9 protein-coding genes are annotated in these 16,138 nt (G+C 52.8%); 8 read left to right on the top strand and 1 reads right to left on the bottom strand.

The genetic code is table 11. The features are described from left to right. Positions 1-635 precede the first annotated feature (635 nt). The 7 genes from cutA (at position 636) to KOR42_RS12245 (ending at position 12,605) form a co-directional block, all read left to right on the top strand. Positions 636-956 carry a divalent-cation tolerance protein CutA gene (gene cutA, locus KOR42_RS12275; RefSeq protein ID WP_146510122.1) on the top strand — a complete coding sequence of 107 codons (321 nt, stop codon included), beginning with the start codon at positions 636-638 and terminating at the stop codon, positions 954-956. A 188-nt stretch (positions 957-1,144) separates the two neighbouring features. Beyond that, positions 1,145-1,933 (top strand): DUF480 domain-containing protein, encoded by a 789-nt coding sequence (locus KOR42_RS12270; protein WP_231740892.1) that lies wholly within the window; start codon positions 1,145-1,147, stop codon positions 1,931-1,933. A gap of 154 nt (positions 1,934-2,087) precedes the next feature. After that, a complete protein-coding gene (locus tag KOR42_RS12265; RefSeq protein WP_197441116.1) occupies positions 2,088-6,293 on the top strand; it encodes an outer membrane protein assembly factor BamB family protein in 4,206 nt (1,401 codons plus the stop codon). Further along, on the top strand, positions 6,286-7,605 hold the full coding sequence (locus tag KOR42_RS12260) for a Trx7/PDZ domain-containing (seleno)protein (protein WP_146510120.1): 1,320 nt from the start codon (positions 6,286-6,288) through the stop codon (positions 7,603-7,605). Before KOR42_RS12265 ends, KOR42_RS12260 begins: the two co-directional genes overlap by 8 nt. A 310-nt stretch (positions 7,606-7,915) precedes the next feature. After that, positions 7,916-11,413: a mechanosensitive ion channel domain-containing protein gene (locus KOR42_RS12255; RefSeq protein ID WP_197441115.1), complete on the top strand. Its 3,498-nt coding sequence runs from the start codon at positions 7,916-7,918 to the stop codon at positions 11,411-11,413. Positions 11,414-11,454: 41 nt separating this feature from the next. Next, positions 11,455-12,330, top strand: coding sequence for a formylglycine-generating enzyme family protein (locus KOR42_RS12250; RefSeq protein ID WP_197441114.1), 876 nt, complete (start codon positions 11,455-11,457; stop codon positions 12,328-12,330). Then, positions 12,327-12,605: a hypothetical protein gene (locus tag KOR42_RS12245; protein ID WP_146510117.1), complete on the top strand. Its 279-nt coding sequence runs from the start codon at positions 12,327-12,329 to the stop codon at positions 12,603-12,605. The genes KOR42_RS12250 and KOR42_RS12245 overlap by 4 nt, the downstream gene beginning before the upstream one ends. Positions 12,606-12,712: 107 nt before the next feature. Here KOR42_RS12245 and KOR42_RS12240 read toward each other — a convergent pair whose 3' ends face one another. Continuing rightward, entirely contained in the window at positions 12,713-15,034 is a 2,322-nt protein-coding gene (locus tag KOR42_RS12240) for a carboxylesterase family protein (RefSeq protein ID WP_146510116.1), read from the bottom strand. 469 nt (positions 15,035-15,503) lie between these two features. Between KOR42_RS12240 and KOR42_RS12235 the strand changes: the two genes are divergently transcribed. Next, a complete protein-coding gene (locus KOR42_RS12235) occupies positions 15,504-16,064 on the top strand; it encodes an RNA polymerase sigma factor (RefSeq protein ID WP_261342052.1) in 561 nt (186 codons plus the stop codon). Positions 16,065-16,138 lie beyond the last annotated feature (74 nt).

Raw genomic sequence — 16,138 nt, 5'->3', positions numbered from 1 at the left:
CCCAATTGCAATAAGGATAGTTGTTTATGTCAAAAAGGATAACGCCGACCGTGAGGCGGGGACATCCTTGCCGAGCGACTTTCGTCACTGCGGCAGTCTCTCTTTGTCTCTTACGATTGAGAGCCTTGGTGGCTCAAAACTGCTGGCTTCCGAACTCTCACGAGAAGAGCAGTGGAAATTGCATTGTTGCGAATCCGACAAAGAGATGTCAGTCAATCTTCTTTACTCGGTCAACTTCCGGTCTCTTCCGGGTGATACTGGTCTCTTCCAGGTAACGATCGTGGATTGTGAGTGAAGGAAATCTTCATCTCGCCCCACTTTCTCGATCGTTCTCTTCGCGAGTGTCGTCTTGGTGATCACTCAAATCGCGAATGTTGTCATCGCGAGTATCGTCGATTCACTGGAAACCGCTGTTTCCCTGATCCATTCATGCGAGAGAGTGTCAGTTTGGCCTCACCGGCATCTTCAGCATGGATTTCAGGTGAAACGTGATGCTACCATAATGCTTTTACAGCAAATTGTGGCCAGACGTTCACACGGATTTTCCGCGAAGTTTGGAAAGTCCCGCACGTTAATGGCTTTTGCCTCTTATTTCAAGACTCCTGAAAGATCCTTTTTGAAAGGCAGAGAACCTCGTGCCTGCTGCTCTGGTTTATATCACGACGTCGTCTCAAGAGGAAGCCTTGTCCATTGCGCAAGTCGCTGTGAAAGAAGGTCTTGCGGCGTGTGGGAACGTCATCCCCGGGGTTGTTTCTGTTTACAATTGGGAGGGAAGTGTTCAGGTTGATGGCGAAGTCCTGTTGCTTTTGAAAACGTCCGATTCGAAGGTTTCGGAATTGTCTTCCAGGGTTCGAGAACTGCATTCTTATGATCTCCCCTGCATTGTTGCGTACACGTCGGTCGGAGGAGATCCGGAATATCTCAAGTGGGTTGAAGATCAGGTCAGTGGTGAATAACCGCCGCGAATCGCGTGTTCGCGTGTCTTCAAAATTCCATTGCTCACCCTCTCCGGATTTTGACCGTACCTCGCGAACCTGCTAGCTTTGTGAGGTGTGTGATGTGCAGTTGAGCGTTCACCATTCCCGCAATTTTGTTCGGTCGGGATGGAGGTTCGGACGCAGGAACATTTTGCGAAGTCGACAGGATGGGGTCTCTCAGAATGGATGCAGAATACGAAAACACTCTCGACGAGAACGCTGAACCCGTTCGAGTGTTGACGAAGGGACAACGGCGAGTTTTAGGTGTACTGGTCGAGAAGGCTCTGACGACCCCGGATCAATATCCGTTGACTCTGAAAGCTGCGACCAGTGGAGCGAACCAGAAAAGCAATCGCGATCCAGTCACAAGCTATTCCGAAAATGCCGTTTGGGATCTCCTGGATCAATTGCGTGAACTCGGATTGATCGCGGTCGTCCATACCGAGTCAGGGCGGACGGAACGTTTTCGACACTATGTTCGGAAGCGGTATCCGTTTACAGAACCCCAACTGGCCATTATCACGGAGCTGATGCTGCGAGGAAAACAACAGCTGGGCGAACTACGTTCGAGAGCCAGTCGAATGGTCAGCATCGATTCTCTCGATCAGTTACGAAGAGAACTCGCGAGTCTCGTCGAGCAGGGTTATGTCCGCTCCAATGGTCCGCTCGAACGTCGAGGAATCGAGGTCGACCACAACCTCTATCCTGCTGGGGAGCAAAAGCCATCGTTTGAAACCTCCGTTCAAGAGTCGGTCGGGGCATCGCCATCACCTGCATCGGCGTCACCGGCAACGCCTGAGCTTCCTCGTCCATCGGAAAGTGGTGCTTCTGGACAGGAAACTGCGGAGCTGAAAGCAACCGTTGAGTCGTTGAAAAGCGAACTCGAAGAACTGAAAGCATCGATGGAAATCGTACAGGATGACCTTGCGCAGCTGCGTACCGCCTTGGGAGTTTGATTTGGTTCAAAATCACAGAGTTGTTCGACCGACGAAACGCCCGAGTTCCGCATTCAGGCGAGGTCCATGGAGCAATTCTGTTTCGAGATCGCATTCTTGGCGACTCTCTTTTTCCCTGTTGCTGTTTCTGAGTTTCGTTGCATGTCCGGGATTTGTGGCGGAATCTTTCGGTCAACCGCCCGGAGATCAGAAAGAACAGGGAGATCAGAACGACGAGGTTGAGAAACTCGCTGACGAAGAAGATGTGAATCTTTCGTTCTCAGCTTTGATCCCGCGTGATCGGGATGTGGAGCGTTTGTTCGGACAAGTCCGGAGTTCGATTCAAAGCGGGGAATATGCGTCCGCCGCGGCGGTTTTGGCCTCGATTCTTCAGCGAGATCAATCGTCCATCGTCTTGAGCAACGGCGTCTTGAAAGATTCGAGTTCGCACGCACTTGAGCTTCTCTTGTCGTCTTCGTCGGAAGTGATTGATTCCTATCGAAGGATTTCCGAGCCGACCGCGGAAGTCGCCTTAAACTTCGCTCGTGAGCATTCAGATATTTTCGAATTGCGATCGGTGCTGATTCGATTTCCTCAGACAGCAGCTTGTGAAGCGGCCGTTCGGGAAATCGCTTCCGTGATGATTGATCAGGGAGATGAGTTCGCCGCGAGTACGGTTCTGACGGAAGCCGTGAATTCCGGCCGGGTTTCGAGGGATCTCACTCGAATCAACGCTGCAATGATTCAACGATTTGGGGTAGCTTCGAATGACGTTCTTTCCGGGGAACGAGGGCAAGACCAGAACTCTGACATCCCGGTGCCTGTCATTTCGGGGCCGGTCTGGGAAGTTCCTCTTGGGTACTCTCAAACGGTTCAAGATGTCGAACGGTTCGGGCTTCGAGATCTTCGGGAAAACGGACTGACACCGATGGCATCCTGGAGGGCAGTGTTCGCTGAGAATCTGATGGTGGCGTCGATTCCCTCCGGGCTGATTGCCATCAATACTGATGATGGGAGCGTTGTCTGGGCGAGAGAAGCCGCGACGTTCTCAGCGCGTCCGTTTCGGGACGAGCCGGCCGGGACGAGAACTCAGCGGTCGGATACGCTCGTTCGAAGTGTTATGAGTCGTCTGTTCGGCGAATCGGTCTTTTCTCACTTGCTGGTGGATGGTGAGAGCTTGTACTGCGTAGAAGCAACCACTCTTGAATCATCTACTTCTGCTCGCGGTCAAGACGATGAAGGGCGATTTCAAATCACAAGCCTCGACATTCAGACCGGTGAAGAAAACTGGGTGAACCGCGATTTGTTCACAGGTCTTGATTACGCATGCAGCCCGCCTGTGGTCTTCGGAGAATCCGTTCTTGTTATTGTCGAGCGAAGCGAGGAATCGTCGTTCGTTCTTGTGTCTCTCGACAAGAATTCAGGCGCGTTGCAGCGAAGCCTCACCTTGTGCAAGCCGATGCGTCCGATTGATTTATCGGCCCGAGAAGGTGGGGCTGTGCATCGCAAGAATGATGAAGACTGGCGTCGTCAGAATCTGGCCTGTCCGATTGTGATTCGAGGGACGACTGCCTTTTGCTCAACGGGGGCGGGGGCCCTTGTGGCCGTCAATCTTGCGAACTGGAATGTCGACTGGATGTATCGCTATCCTCGGTCGGATATTCCATCGATCGGGCCGGATTTTTATGGTCCTGAGTTTGGACTGACTGGGTTTCAGTGGTGGGCGGGTTGGCAACAGGTTCAAATTCTTCCAAGCTCCGAAGCTCTGATTTTGTGCAGTCCCGAATCGGAAATGTTGCATTGCCTGAACCTCAATTCCGGAGAGTTGCGCTGGTCACGCAGGCGTGACGATAGCTTGTATGTGGCTGAAGTCAGCGATGGCTCGGGTGTCGTTGTGATCGGGAAAGACTCGGCGAGAAGCTATGACCTCGAAGCGGGTCACGTTTTGTGGGAATCCTCAATGGAGTTTCCGGCAGGGACGGGAGCAGTGGGCGGAGACTTCATTCTCGCTCCTGACAGTTCCTTGGGATGGATCAGACTTGCGACGCGGACCGGAGAAAAAGAGGCGTCGACATTGAACTGGTCTGCTCCCTTGATCTCAAAGACGCACGCAACCGCTCCGAGGCTTCGGAATTTCTTCCGGGATGGGGAATCCCTCTACGAGATCTCCTTCGATCGAATTGCAAAGTTTCATTCCATTGAAAGCTTTAAGCGAGGGGACGCAATCCCGAACGAGCGCACTCCCAATGAAGAGGTTCTTCTCGCTCTTGAGCTGGACGGCTTCGATGGGCTGAACGCGGTCTTGAGTGACGGTCTCGATGCTCTCGATCCTGATTCTGAAGCGTTGGAACTGCTGGTTCAGTCGCTTCAGAAAGAGTCGATTGAGAGCACAGACGCGGATCGTCGAATCGCTGCTCGCGATGTGTTGAACTCACATAGTCTTCCGATGAGTTTGCGGGCTGCCTGCTTTGCGACCGAATTGACAGACACGCTTCAACATCGCGATTGGTCTCAACTCGAGTCTTTGTTGGTCGAAACATTATCCGGGGAACTTCCGACGAAAGGGTATTGGCAGTCGAAGAACCGGCGCGTTCGTGTCGATCGGTGGTTCGTCGGTCAAATGCTCGCTGCGGCCCATAGCTTGTCTGCCGACGATCGAGCTGAGCTTGATCAACTGATGCAAGCTGTGGTGACGAAACTGCAATTCGATGACCCGGAACAAAGTCGGAAGCTCAAGCGAATTCTTGCCAGAACACCGTGGCTGGATCTGGTCGATCTGGAAAGCATTCTCGAACGACCAGTGCTTGAGGTTTCGTTGGAAGAGGAATTGCTTCAACTGGAGCTGGAGAAGTGCTCTGTCGATGAGGTGTCTTCGGATCAAGAGAACGACTCTTCGAAGACGTGGCCGGTTCGTTCTCCTCAGAAAAAGATTCAAGCCCTCGGGAGGAGTCTGGTCAATTTTCTCCCGATGTCCGTTCTCGATGAATGTGAACGTGTGGTCACGGATTGGAATGTCTGGATCGATGTGCCTGGGCATCGCGGGTTGCAGTTTTCGGGGAGTCAGTGGTCGCGTCCGTGGAATGCGTACCTGCCGCCGACGGTTCGAGGGTTGCGGTACGAACCGGGACTCGTGCGGGCGTGGGCATTGGGAAAACTGCTGGTTTTGCAGGTCGGAAGCGAAGTGGTCGGCTTCTCGCCGTTCGATTCGCAGGGAAATCCGGGTTCTCGCCAGTTGTGGCCACCTGCCGGTCAAACCATCGACACGTTAGGGGATCGGTCGAATCATCTGCTCTCATTTGAAACGCATCCCGTGGAGTCGACATCGGGGTTTCCGTCACCGACTGAGGAGCGGCTGAATGAGTTCGGGCATCAGGCGACGAGCGTCGGTCCAGTGAGGCCGGGATACTTTTGTATTCAACAGAAGGGAATGCTGGTCGCGTTTGACCCATTGACGGGTGAAGAGCTTTGGCGACGTTACGATCTTCCCATGCGGGCACGCTGTGTCGGCGATGATCAATGGGTCATTGTCCGGAGTCCTTCTTCAAAACGAAGTCAAATTCTCTCCGCCATCGACGGAAGTCAAGTCGGAAGCAAGCCGCTCAATCCCGATCGTGTCACCTCTCTGTATGGTCTTGGAAGATTCGAACTTCAGCAACGGGAGGTCGCGTCTGCTGAGGGGGATCAATTGGAACTCCGCTGGATGGACTTGGCGACGGAGGAGCCGGTCTGGGCCAAGCGGTTCGCTACGACTGTGATTCCATTTGAATTCGATCGAGATCGATTCGGAGTGCTCGGGGAAGAGGGGCAAGTCGAACTCATCGACGTCGCGACGGGAGAAGTTTTCAGTTCAGAGAGCGTCGAAGAACTCGCGGGTCGAGATGTCGAACGTATTGTCTGTAGCGTCGGTCGAAAGGACTGTCTGGTGGTTTTTTCTGAGGCTGTCAGTGATCCTGCTCTCGTGAATGCACCGCAAACGAGAAAAGGCTATCGTAAGGAGTTGGTGAATGGGATCGCGATCTTGTTCGACCGACAAAGTGGCAAACCGATCTGGAAACGTCCATTGGAGAATACGGTTTTTCCGATCGATCAACCTGTCGATTTGCCAGTCTTTGTGACAGCAGAATCGCGATTTCCCGAAGAAGCGATGGACCAGCAGAGCCCGATGAGTCGCGTATGCGTTTATGATCGTCGCTCAGGGGAGTTAATTCACACCGAAGAAAGTTTGAATCCCGTTCCTTCGTGTCATCTGTCTGGGGATCTTGAAGCAGAGGTCGTCGTCTTACGAACACGCACGTCTGCTGTGGCTTTCGATTACTCGGAGCCAGCGGAATCCAATGAAGCGACGTCTTCGAATTCCAACACGGAAACATCAAATGAATAATCTCAAACGAGCAAGTTTTGCGTTCGCAGCTTCTCTTTGCCTGATCTCAAGCTTGAGTGTCGCGGACGATGACGTTCCGGATTTGCTGGAGCGAATCAACGATGAACACGCACGGAACGTTGTGGATCTTTGGACTTACAACGACATTGCGAGCGCTCGCGAAGAGGCTCGGGAACAGAATAAGCCCATCTTTGTCACGTTTCGCTGTGTCCCGTGTCGTGACTGCGCGGGGTTCGATGCCGAGGTCGCACAGGGCAGCGAAGTGATTGCCGAATTCGCGCGAGAACACTTTGTTCCGGTTCGACAGGTCGAGATGAAAACGGTCGATTTGGACCAGTTTCAGTTCGACTATGATCTCAACTGGGCAGCCATGTTCATCAATGCTGACGGAACGGTCTATGCTCGATACGGGACGCAGAGCGAAGAAGGGGCTGAAGCTTACAACTCGATCGCAGGTCTGAAGAAAACGATGGAACGGGTGCTCGAGCTTCACGAAAACTATCCGGAAAACCGAGACATGCTGATCGGAAAACGTGGTCCTCAGAAGAAAACGCGATCGGCATTGCAACTCCCCGGAATGGACCGCGCTGCGACGCTCGAAGGGCTGACGACGCGGAAGAATTGCATTCACTGCCACATGATTCATGATGCGGAAAATCGTGCAGCACAGCGGAGCGGAACGTTCACGCATGATACACTCTGGAGGTATCCGCTTCCGCAGAATATCGGGCTTTCGATTGTGCGGGATGACGGTCGTCAGATTGAGGCAATCGCGGAAGGCACACCAGCTGCCGATAGCGGACTTTTCGTCGGGGAAGAGATCGCTGCGGTCAACGGGCAGGCAATCGTTTCGATCGCTGATATTCAGTTTGTCTTGCATCATCTTCCGAATGACGATGTCACATTGACGGTGACCGGAACGCGATCGGGCGATCACCAGTTGTCCCTCAAGAAGGGGTGGAAAAAGACAGATCCCTCCTGGCGTGGATCGTTGTATTCCGTCTCGCCGATTCTCAGAAGCTGGGCACCTCCCGCTGAAGAATCAGTCCGCGCTCAGTTGAATATTCCGGAGGACGAAGGTCTTCTTGAAGTCAAATACATCAACGGAACAACACCCGGCGGGAAGGCAGTAAAGCGTTCCGGTATTCGGGTCGGCGATTTCATCGTTGCGATGGATGGACAACCGGTTCCGTTGACGACTCAAGCCTGGCAGCTGGCGTTGAAACTCAACTATCGAGTCGGCGAGACTGTTCCTCTGACAGTTCTCCGCAACGGAAAACGAATTGACGTTGAAGTTGAACTCGTTGAATAAGAATGCGCGGATCGGTTGTGGATGACACGGAAAGATCATTGCCACAGGTCGCCATTGCCATAGACTGAAGCCCAATCAGAATCAATTTGTCGAACTTGCTTGTTGAGTTCGAGGATTGTCCCTGTTTCGGGTTTCAGGATCGTTTGCATTATTAAGAACGGATTTCACGGACGCGCATGAGCACGACAACAAGGTGCTGATTCCTCCTCTTCGGATGAATGCACACGACCAGATTCTCGCGGTCTCTGAGAGACGCGATTGTAGGCCATGTGTGGCGTGTTATTCCCTTTGATCACGGATGAATTGTTCCATGCAGTTGCTACGGATTGCCAGATGGTGTTGTGCCTTCACCTTTTGGTGGACCATTTCTTCTTCCAGTCTCCTTGCTCAGCCGGACGAAACTCCGGCCCCCCTGAGTGGAGTTCAGGACCCGTCCGGAACGTCCGTCTCTCGCGAAGTGATCGACGCGCTGCGGAGTCGCATCGAAAGTTCCACCGATCTGTCGGAAGAAAACAAGAAGACGGCTCTCGAAAATCTGGACAAGGCGCTGCTCAGCCTGGCTGCGGCGAAGGATTTTGCGGCACGGGAAAAAGTCGCGAAAGAAGCGCTGGAGAGTATTCCTGAGCGGAGGGCCAATCTTCAGGCTGAGCTTGATCGAGCGCAGAAGATGTCTCCCGAGACGCCGAGCGAAACGCTCGAACTTCCGGAGTTGGAACAGGCACTTGCCGTCAAGAACAGTGAACTGGTTCAGGTTCAGTCACGAATCGACAAGCTGAAAGCGGCGATCGATGAACGGACTCAACGTCAGCGGACGGTGAAGGATCGACTCGTTGCCATCCCGACGGAGCGAAGCGAGCTGCAGACCGAACTCGGTCGATACGCAGAGGTTGATCAGGGAAATCTCCTCGAGATGTCCAAATACCTCTCACTTCTCGCCGCTCGACAGAAACTCGATGCCGAACCGACTGCGCTGCAAGAAGAGTTAGCGTTAAGCAATGCCGAAGAAGCGAACAACATGCTTCGGCTTGAGCAGCAGAAAGAACTTCTGCGGGTTGAAATTCTCAAAGCTGAAGTGGCTAAGTATTCCCAACAAGTCAATCGGGCACGGCGTTCCAACGCGCGAAACCGCCTTAACCTCGCCAGAGATCAGGCGAATGCCGCCAAAGAATCAGAGGAACCCTGGAGCGATGCTCTTGCAGCAGTTTACGCCAGAACCGCCGAGATCGTTCAGACGGAACTGGAAGTTCAGACAAGCCAGCAAGAAGTCGAGAGAGAACTCGCCGACGTCGATCAACAGATTGCTTCCTTGAAAGAGGAATTCAAGCAGCTTCAAAGTCGTGAAGACCGAACCGGAACAAGTCAAAGCTTCGGAATTCGTCTCCGTCAGCAACGTTCGTTGCTTCCTTCCCCGAGCGTCCTTCGTAGCGAAGCGCTCATGCGAAACGAGGACTACGAAGAGGCGTATCTCGACTTCTTCGACTATCGTGAGGAGAGGAACAAGCTCGACGAAATCGAAGACGAAATCAATCCGATTCTCGGCAAAGTGCTGGCCAACGACAATCTCGATACCGAAGAGCGAGAAGCAATCTCCAAGGAGATTCGTACCGCGTTCCTGGATCAACGTGATGCGCTCAATGCGGTGATTGTTGCCTTCGACAAGAAGATTGAAGGTCTGGAAAGTTACGACGCCGCTCAGAACTCATTCGCAAACCTCAGTGAACAGTTTGCAGAGTACATCGACGAGCGAGTTCTGTGGATTCGCAGCCACGATCCAATTTCTCTCAAAGGATTGACCTCTGATGTGGCGAGTCTGCATGTTCTGACTGATCGAGGCAACTGGAACGCGTTCTTCGATCAGATCCGGGGTGACTTTCAGAAGAATCCCGTTCTCTACTTTATTGCCCTGCTGCTTTGGACGATCCTTCTATTCACACGGCGTCGGCAAACTCGACGTATTCTTGAGACTGGCAAGAAGGCTGCAAGTCGGTTGAACCTGTCGATGAAGCCGACCGTTCAATCGTTCCTGATGACGACCAGTAAGGCTGCCGTTGCCGGGGCTCCGTTCCTGTTTCTTGGGTGGCGGCTTTCGAACGCATTCGTCATCGATTCCAACCCGCAGGCGTTCAACCAGTTTGCAACACTTGGAAAGAACCTGATCACCGTTGGCTGCATCGTCACGTTCTTGGAATTTGTACGAAACGTCAGCCGACCCTCCGGGCTGGGAGTTGCTCACTTTGGCTGGTCCAAGGACGCCTGCAAGGTCTTAAACTGGCAAACGAACGAGCTGATTTTCTTCCTGGTTCCATTGACTCTGGTGATCGCCATTCTTGATGCCTGGAAAGTCGTGGGAGACTCGGAAACGATCGTTCGATTGATCACGATCTGTGCCTATTTGATCCTTGCAGCAAAGTTGTACCGGCTGACGAATCCTCACAATGGAGTCGCCACGATGTGGTCTCAGCCTTCTTCAGACGGATGGCTGGATCGGTTCCTGCGAATTTTCCACGTGCTGGCAATTGCGTTTCCGATCGCAATGTCGTTGTTGACAGCGATGGGCTTTTACTACGCGACGCATCGCATCACGATGGATGTTTTGATGACGATTGCGGTCTTCTTTCTGATTGTGTTTTCAAGGGCAATCATGTTCCGGTGGCTGACGCTTCGGCAACGTCGATTGGCTCTTGAAGAATCGCGATTACGTCGCGCAGCCAAAACCAAAGCGGAAGAAGCGGGGGCTGCTTTTGCTTCGATCGCTCCGGAGACAGAGGAGCAGAAGTCGAATCTTGCGGAAGTCAGTTCACAAACCCGCCGGCTGTTGAATACGACGTTGACGATCATGTCGATCTTCATCATCTGGAACATCTGGAGCGACGTTCTGCCAGCGCTTCAGTATTTCGATGAATGGACGCTTCCCGGAACGGATCTCGGACTCCCTCGACTCGTGTCTGCAGTGTTTGTTGCTGCTCTGGCCGCCACAGCAGCGAAGAACGTTCCCGGATTGCTGGAGATTACCCTTCTTGAATGGCTGCCGTTGGAGAAGTCGAGCCGATATGCGATTGGGGCGATTACTCAATATCTGATTGCCATTTTCGGAGTCCTTCTCGTCAGTGTTCAACTTGAGATCGGATGGGAGAAAGTGCAATGGCTGGCGGCAGCGTTGACTTTCGGTCTCGGCTTTGGTTTGCAGGAAATCTTCGCCAACTTCGTCTCCGGTTTGATCATCCTTTTCGAGCAGCCAGTCCGACTGGGTGATATTGTGACGATCGATCAAATCTCCGGATCGGTGACCAAAATTCGAATTCGAGCGACAACGATCACCGACTGGGACCGGAAAGAGTACATCGTCCCGAACCGCGAGTTCATTACCGGAAAACTCTTGAACTGGACTCTGACCGACTCGACCAATCGAATCGTGATTGAAGTCGGAGTGGCCTATGGGTCAGATCCCGAACTGGTCCAACGTATCATTCTGAAATGTGCTGAGAACCATCCGCGTCTCCTTCGAGAACCGCCACCTGTGGTCGTGATGGATCGCTTCGCCGACAGTTCCTTGAACTTTACACTCAGAGGATATCTGCCGAATCTGGAGTTTCGCCTGTTGACGATTCATGAGCTGCACGTTGCGATCAACAATGAGTTCGCCAAGGAAGGAATTGAAATTCCGTTTCCTCAACGCGATCTGCACATTCGGTCAACAGTTAATCTTCCGGTTCAAAACGAATCGCAAAAACCTCTCGAAGCTCCGACAGCGATTCCACGATCAGGTGTCGAAGTGGTGGACGATGCGGAATCGAACGGAGAAGCATGATGTGGAAAGCCAAGGCTGCGACATTTCACAGGGAAGATGAGATGACACGATCCATTAGACCATTGATCCTCACGGGTGTGCTGATCGCAATCTTTCTGACAAGTCGCAGTCAAGCTTTGGGGGACGATCGTGATTCGAAGCAACGAGCGTTGTTCGAAACGTTTCTCTCGGAGTTTGTCTCGATTCGTCCCGGCGAGGAAGGGTTTCCGGACTCACTGAAAGTGGAGAGTCTTCCTCCCGATGATGTTCAAGAGACGCGAACGGTGATCATCCCGTTCACAAAGCCGTTTCAGATTTCCAAATATGAGGTCTATCAGGATCTCTATGAAGCTGTCATGGGAGAAAATCCAAGTCGCTGGAAAGGGCCGAGAAACTCCGCAGAACGAATGTCTCACGGAGACGCTATGGAATTCTGCTCACGGTTAACGACCATTCTCCGAGAGGAAGAACTGATCGGGGAGACACAAGTCGTCCGACTTCCGACCGAAATGGAGTGGTTGTATTGTGCGAGAGGAGGGACCGAGACGGCTTACAGCTTCGGTGACAATCCACGATTGGAAAGTGACTCAGGAGTTCAGGCCAGCAGGCTCGATGACTATGCGTGGCACACCGGAAATGCCGCCGGGAATGACCCTGCCGTGGGTGTGCTCAAACCGAACCCATTCGGGCTTTATGACATTCATGGATATCTCTGGGAGTATTGTTTCGATGACTGGTCGAAGGAATTCCCGGGAGGTCGAACAGCTCAGGATGATCTCTTTCGCTCCAGCAATTCGACGGAAGCGACAATCCGCGGCGGATCATGGAAAGATCCCTATCCGCTACTGAAGGTGACTTCAAGGAAACCGTTTCCCAAGACCAGTGGCGATGATGCTGTTGGTTTCCGTTGTGTTCTGGTCGGGGCAAGTGCGAAATGAATTGGCGTCCCGACGAGGATGACTTCAAAGAAACTTATCCGGATGAATTTTCGGAGGGAGAATGGGCTGAGGATTCTGGTTCCGAGGAATTGACGGTTCCCTGTGCCGGGTGCGGCAGTCCGATGTACATCGATGCCGACGTCTGTCCCGTGTGCGGAGAGTTTCAGATCGATTCCGCTTCTGCTTCTCCGCTTTCTCGAAAACCTGCGTGGTATGTCGTTCTGGGAATTGCAGGCGTCATCGCCACGATCGGTACGATGCTCTTTCTGTTTTAAGAACGTTTGGCGGTCTCAGAAGTTGCTGGAATCGATTCCATAGCAAAGCTGTGGTCGGGTGACGGCTTGCTTCCTGAACAGCGCCGGAACAATCACTTCTGGCTTTTTCAGATCTCGATGCGTGCCCAATAGAGACGCTTCGTGTCACCGTGTTCACGAAATCCTTCCAGCATGGTCCGGATCGATGGCTTGACGAAATCGCGATACGCAGGCCGAGAGCGGGAATTCATTCGGATTTCGCAGCGTTGACTGAAATCGAGAACGTCAGGGGAGAGCCAGACTGTCGCTCCATGTGCTGGAACGTTCACGTAGATTGTTCCACCTGGTGAGACGCGACCGGAGAAGACTTTCGGACGTGGGCTGGACCAGATGTCTTCCGGGAAGAGTTCATCTTTCATCCCGCGTGCCTGCACCCAATAGAACTGGTTTTCGGAACTTCTCAGACTGGCTGCTTCCCACTCGGACAATTCGCTGAGCGCTGGTCTTTGAGTGTATTGCATCCACTCAAAGATGCGTTCCTGCTCTTCACCGAAAGACTCGTAGCCACGAGCTTTGTAGTCGCAATAGATGACATCATGCCCTCGCGACATCATGCTGTTCAATGGAATTGCATTCGCATCGAGTGTGTTTCTGTCGCGTTCTCCGCTCACGATGTACCAACTGGTGTGCGGTGCGTTTTCATCATAGTAGTTGCAAATTCTGCTGCACTGGCCGGTGATGGGAACGATTCCCGCGAACCAGTCCGGTTGAGACATTCCGAGATCAAAGCAAAGATCGGCTCCCATGCCATGGCCAGCGAGGAAAATCTTGTCAGAGTCGATACGGCAGCGTTTTCGAATGTCGTTGATCGCGTTCAGCACAAGCTGATGAGACTGTGTGTTTCCATCGTAAATGGTCTCGGACTCATCGGCATATTCGGGGGAAATGACGATATAGCCGCGCCGTTGAGCCCAGCCCATATTCTGTCCATCTCCCGCCCACCAGTTGATTTCGTCTTCACAGGTTCTCCCCGCACTTCTCAGAACGACGAGGAGTGGGTAGCGACTGTTTCTCGAATACTCAGGCGGAAGAATGACTGAGTAGGTCCCGGCTTCGTTTGGATCGGAACTGTTGATGGTCTGCTGGGTCACTACTCCGGGTTGAACAATCGGCGGTTCGAGTGGAGAGGGAAGCAGAGAAAGCATCGTGGTCAGTCGATCGATGCCGACATACTCGAGCGACTGGAGTTGTTCAATGAGTTCATCATCCCGGACCGGGTCATTGGTGTTTCGCAGAATCTCGAGAACGATGAAGCGAGCCTTCCATAATGCGATCGCTTCTTCGAGTTCCAGAACGGCATTGGACTCTCCGATCACCCAACCCGAATAAGCGAGTGCCAGCTTTTGATCGGGAGTGAGAGTCTCGTCTTGAGTCGCTCGGAGAAACGGCGTTAACCGTTCGATGGTGTCGTAATGCAGCTCATCGATGAGTTGAGACTTCAACGGACGAAGGGCCGCGGCCTGCTCGTCTTCGATCTCAGCTTGCAGCATGTCCAGCATAATCACAACTTGATCGCGATCACGAATCGCCAATTCGTAGTCCCGGACAACATCCTGTGACTTTCGATACACGCTGGCACTCACGCGGTCTTGAGAGACCGTTTGTGCAATCGAATAGGCGAGGCGATGCTGGCCTGCTTCCCGGCGACGGTCCAATTCGTTGATCGCAGCTTGTGCGAGAGATTCTTCCAGGTAAGTGAGAGTTGTCTCGGCCCATGCTTGCTCGTCCGGAAAATCGGTCGCAATTTCGGAGAGGGCCTGTTTCGCCTGCCCGAACATTCGACCTTGGGCAAAGAATGTGACGATCGCTTTTCGATCTCGGACATCGGTTGGATCGGAGACCTGTTCAATCAGAGATCGGATCACGTCCTGCGGAATCGTTTTCGTGTCGAGGCAGTATTCCCATTGGTGAGTCAGTCCCTCAACTTTGACGTAATCGGGTCGCAGCTGTGTGATTCCCTGAACGATTGGAACGCTTCGATCGGACGATTGAAGAATCACCGTGCGCCAACCTGAGCGGTCGAAGGGTTCAATACTTGTGAAGCCTCCGACGAGTGACGGACCCGTTCTGCGCGAGGAGCGTTTCTGCGGGATGTCGAAGGTGACCAACCGGGCAAGGTCATCGTCTTCGAGGACGTCGCCTTCGACGTTCTTGCGATGAACGAAGAACCGGCGGACTCCATCGTCGACCATCCAGTAGGCGTCGATACGTCCGACGATGGTTGTATTGCGTGCGATGGTGGCCGAGTTCAATCCGGGAACCTGAACCGCAGTTCCGCTGAGCCGGATGCCATTTTTGATTGTGAGTTCATCCGCGCTGATGGAACCGCCGACAAGTCCGATCAAGCACGCGATGACAGGCAGGCATGTTCGGGCTTGAATGGTGAGCATTGTGGCTGGACCTCACAACAGGAAAGGAACACGATTGTTGAGCAGTGCAGTGTCGATGGACTCGGCGCTGTGCGAGCGAGCACACACCGAAATCGAGTCGGGGAGTCGACGAACGCGGACAGGAGAATGCAACTTGCTCTCTCGCGCTTATCGACTCCATCTTTCCGCCACATCGTCATAAATTCCAGTACTTTTGTTCCATTTGAATGGAACGGCTGCAATGTTCGGAATGTTCGAACGAGGCAAAATGAATCGATTTCACCGATTGCGGAATTCGGAGGAAATGATCCCATTGCGGAGAGGATCTTTGACTCGGGGACGCCAGTCGATTGAGTTTTTGGGAAGTTGTAAATCTTCTTGAGGTAGAGGTTTGTGTTGCGAGTGCGTGCGAAGTCGACGGGAAAATGCGAGATTGTTTCAATAAACATCAGTGCGAATTCATCTTACAGAATGATGAAGGTCATTGTCCGTGCATTCCAATGAGTCAAAACAACTTAATTCGGCTTCGTTGACGTCATGGTACACGGAGTTTTCGCCCCGGATCCGGGTTTTCCTCGTGGGGCTGCTCCGTGATTCTGCCCTGGCAGAAGAAGCGCTTCAGGTGACTTTCGAGAAAGCGCTGACTGAAGGAGGGAATGTTCGATCGGGAGCGGAGAAGGCATGGTTGTTTCAGGTTGCCTTCAATGAAGCGATGCAGTTCCGCCGGCGACTGAAGACGCAGAAGCGTGCGTACACCGCGATCAGTCAAACGGTGTCGTCGCAGGAAGTCGGACAGCCTTTCGATCAAATTCTCACGGATGAACGAGTACAGAGTGTGAAAGCGGCGATTGAGTCGCTTCCGGAAAAATATCAGAACATCGTGAAACGTCGGATTTATCAAGAACAGACATTTCAAACGATCGCAGACGAGTGTGAGCTGCCACTGGGAACGGTTCTCTCTCAAATGCAAACAGCCTTAACTCTCCTGCATGAACGATTGAAAGATTACGAGAGCATTGACGCTTCGAAAATCGAAACGAAACAAGATTGAAGTCGGAAGATTGATTCCGGAAGACGGATTCCGCGAGGAACAGTTCAGCGAAATGCGGGCTGAGATCGACGTCA

Source organism: Thalassoglobus neptunius (genome assembly GCF_007859735.1).
GTDB lineage: Bacteria > Planctomycetota > Planctomycetia > Planctomycetales > Planctomycetaceae > Thalassoglobus > Thalassoglobus neptunius.
The sequence above is the reverse complement of the archived record's forward strand: the minus strand, read 5'-3'. Positions and strand labels throughout refer to the sequence as shown.

Excerpts from the sequence above, each read along its gene's own strand:
- KOR42_RS12250 (WP_197441114.1), top strand. The coding sequence starts at position 11,455 with ATGACACGATCCATTAGACCATTGATCCTCACGGGTGTGCTGATCGCA.
- KOR42_RS12270 (WP_231740892.1), top strand. The coding sequence starts at position 1,145 with ATGGGGTCTCTCAGAATGGATGCAGAATACGAAAACACTCTCGACGAG.
- KOR42_RS12255 (WP_197441115.1), top strand. The coding sequence starts at position 7,916 with ATGCAGTTGCTACGGATTGCCAGATGGTGTTGTGCCTTCACCTTTTGG.
- KOR42_RS12240 (WP_146510116.1), bottom strand. The coding sequence starts at position 15,034 with ATGCTCACCATTCAAGCCCGAACATGCCTGCCTGTCATCGCGTGCTTG.
- KOR42_RS12260 (WP_146510120.1), top strand. The coding sequence starts at position 6,286 with ATGAATAATCTCAAACGAGCAAGTTTTGCGTTCGCAGCTTCTCTTTGC.
- KOR42_RS12245 (WP_146510117.1), top strand. The coding sequence starts at position 12,327 with ATGAATTGGCGTCCCGACGAGGATGACTTCAAAGAAACTTATCCGGAT.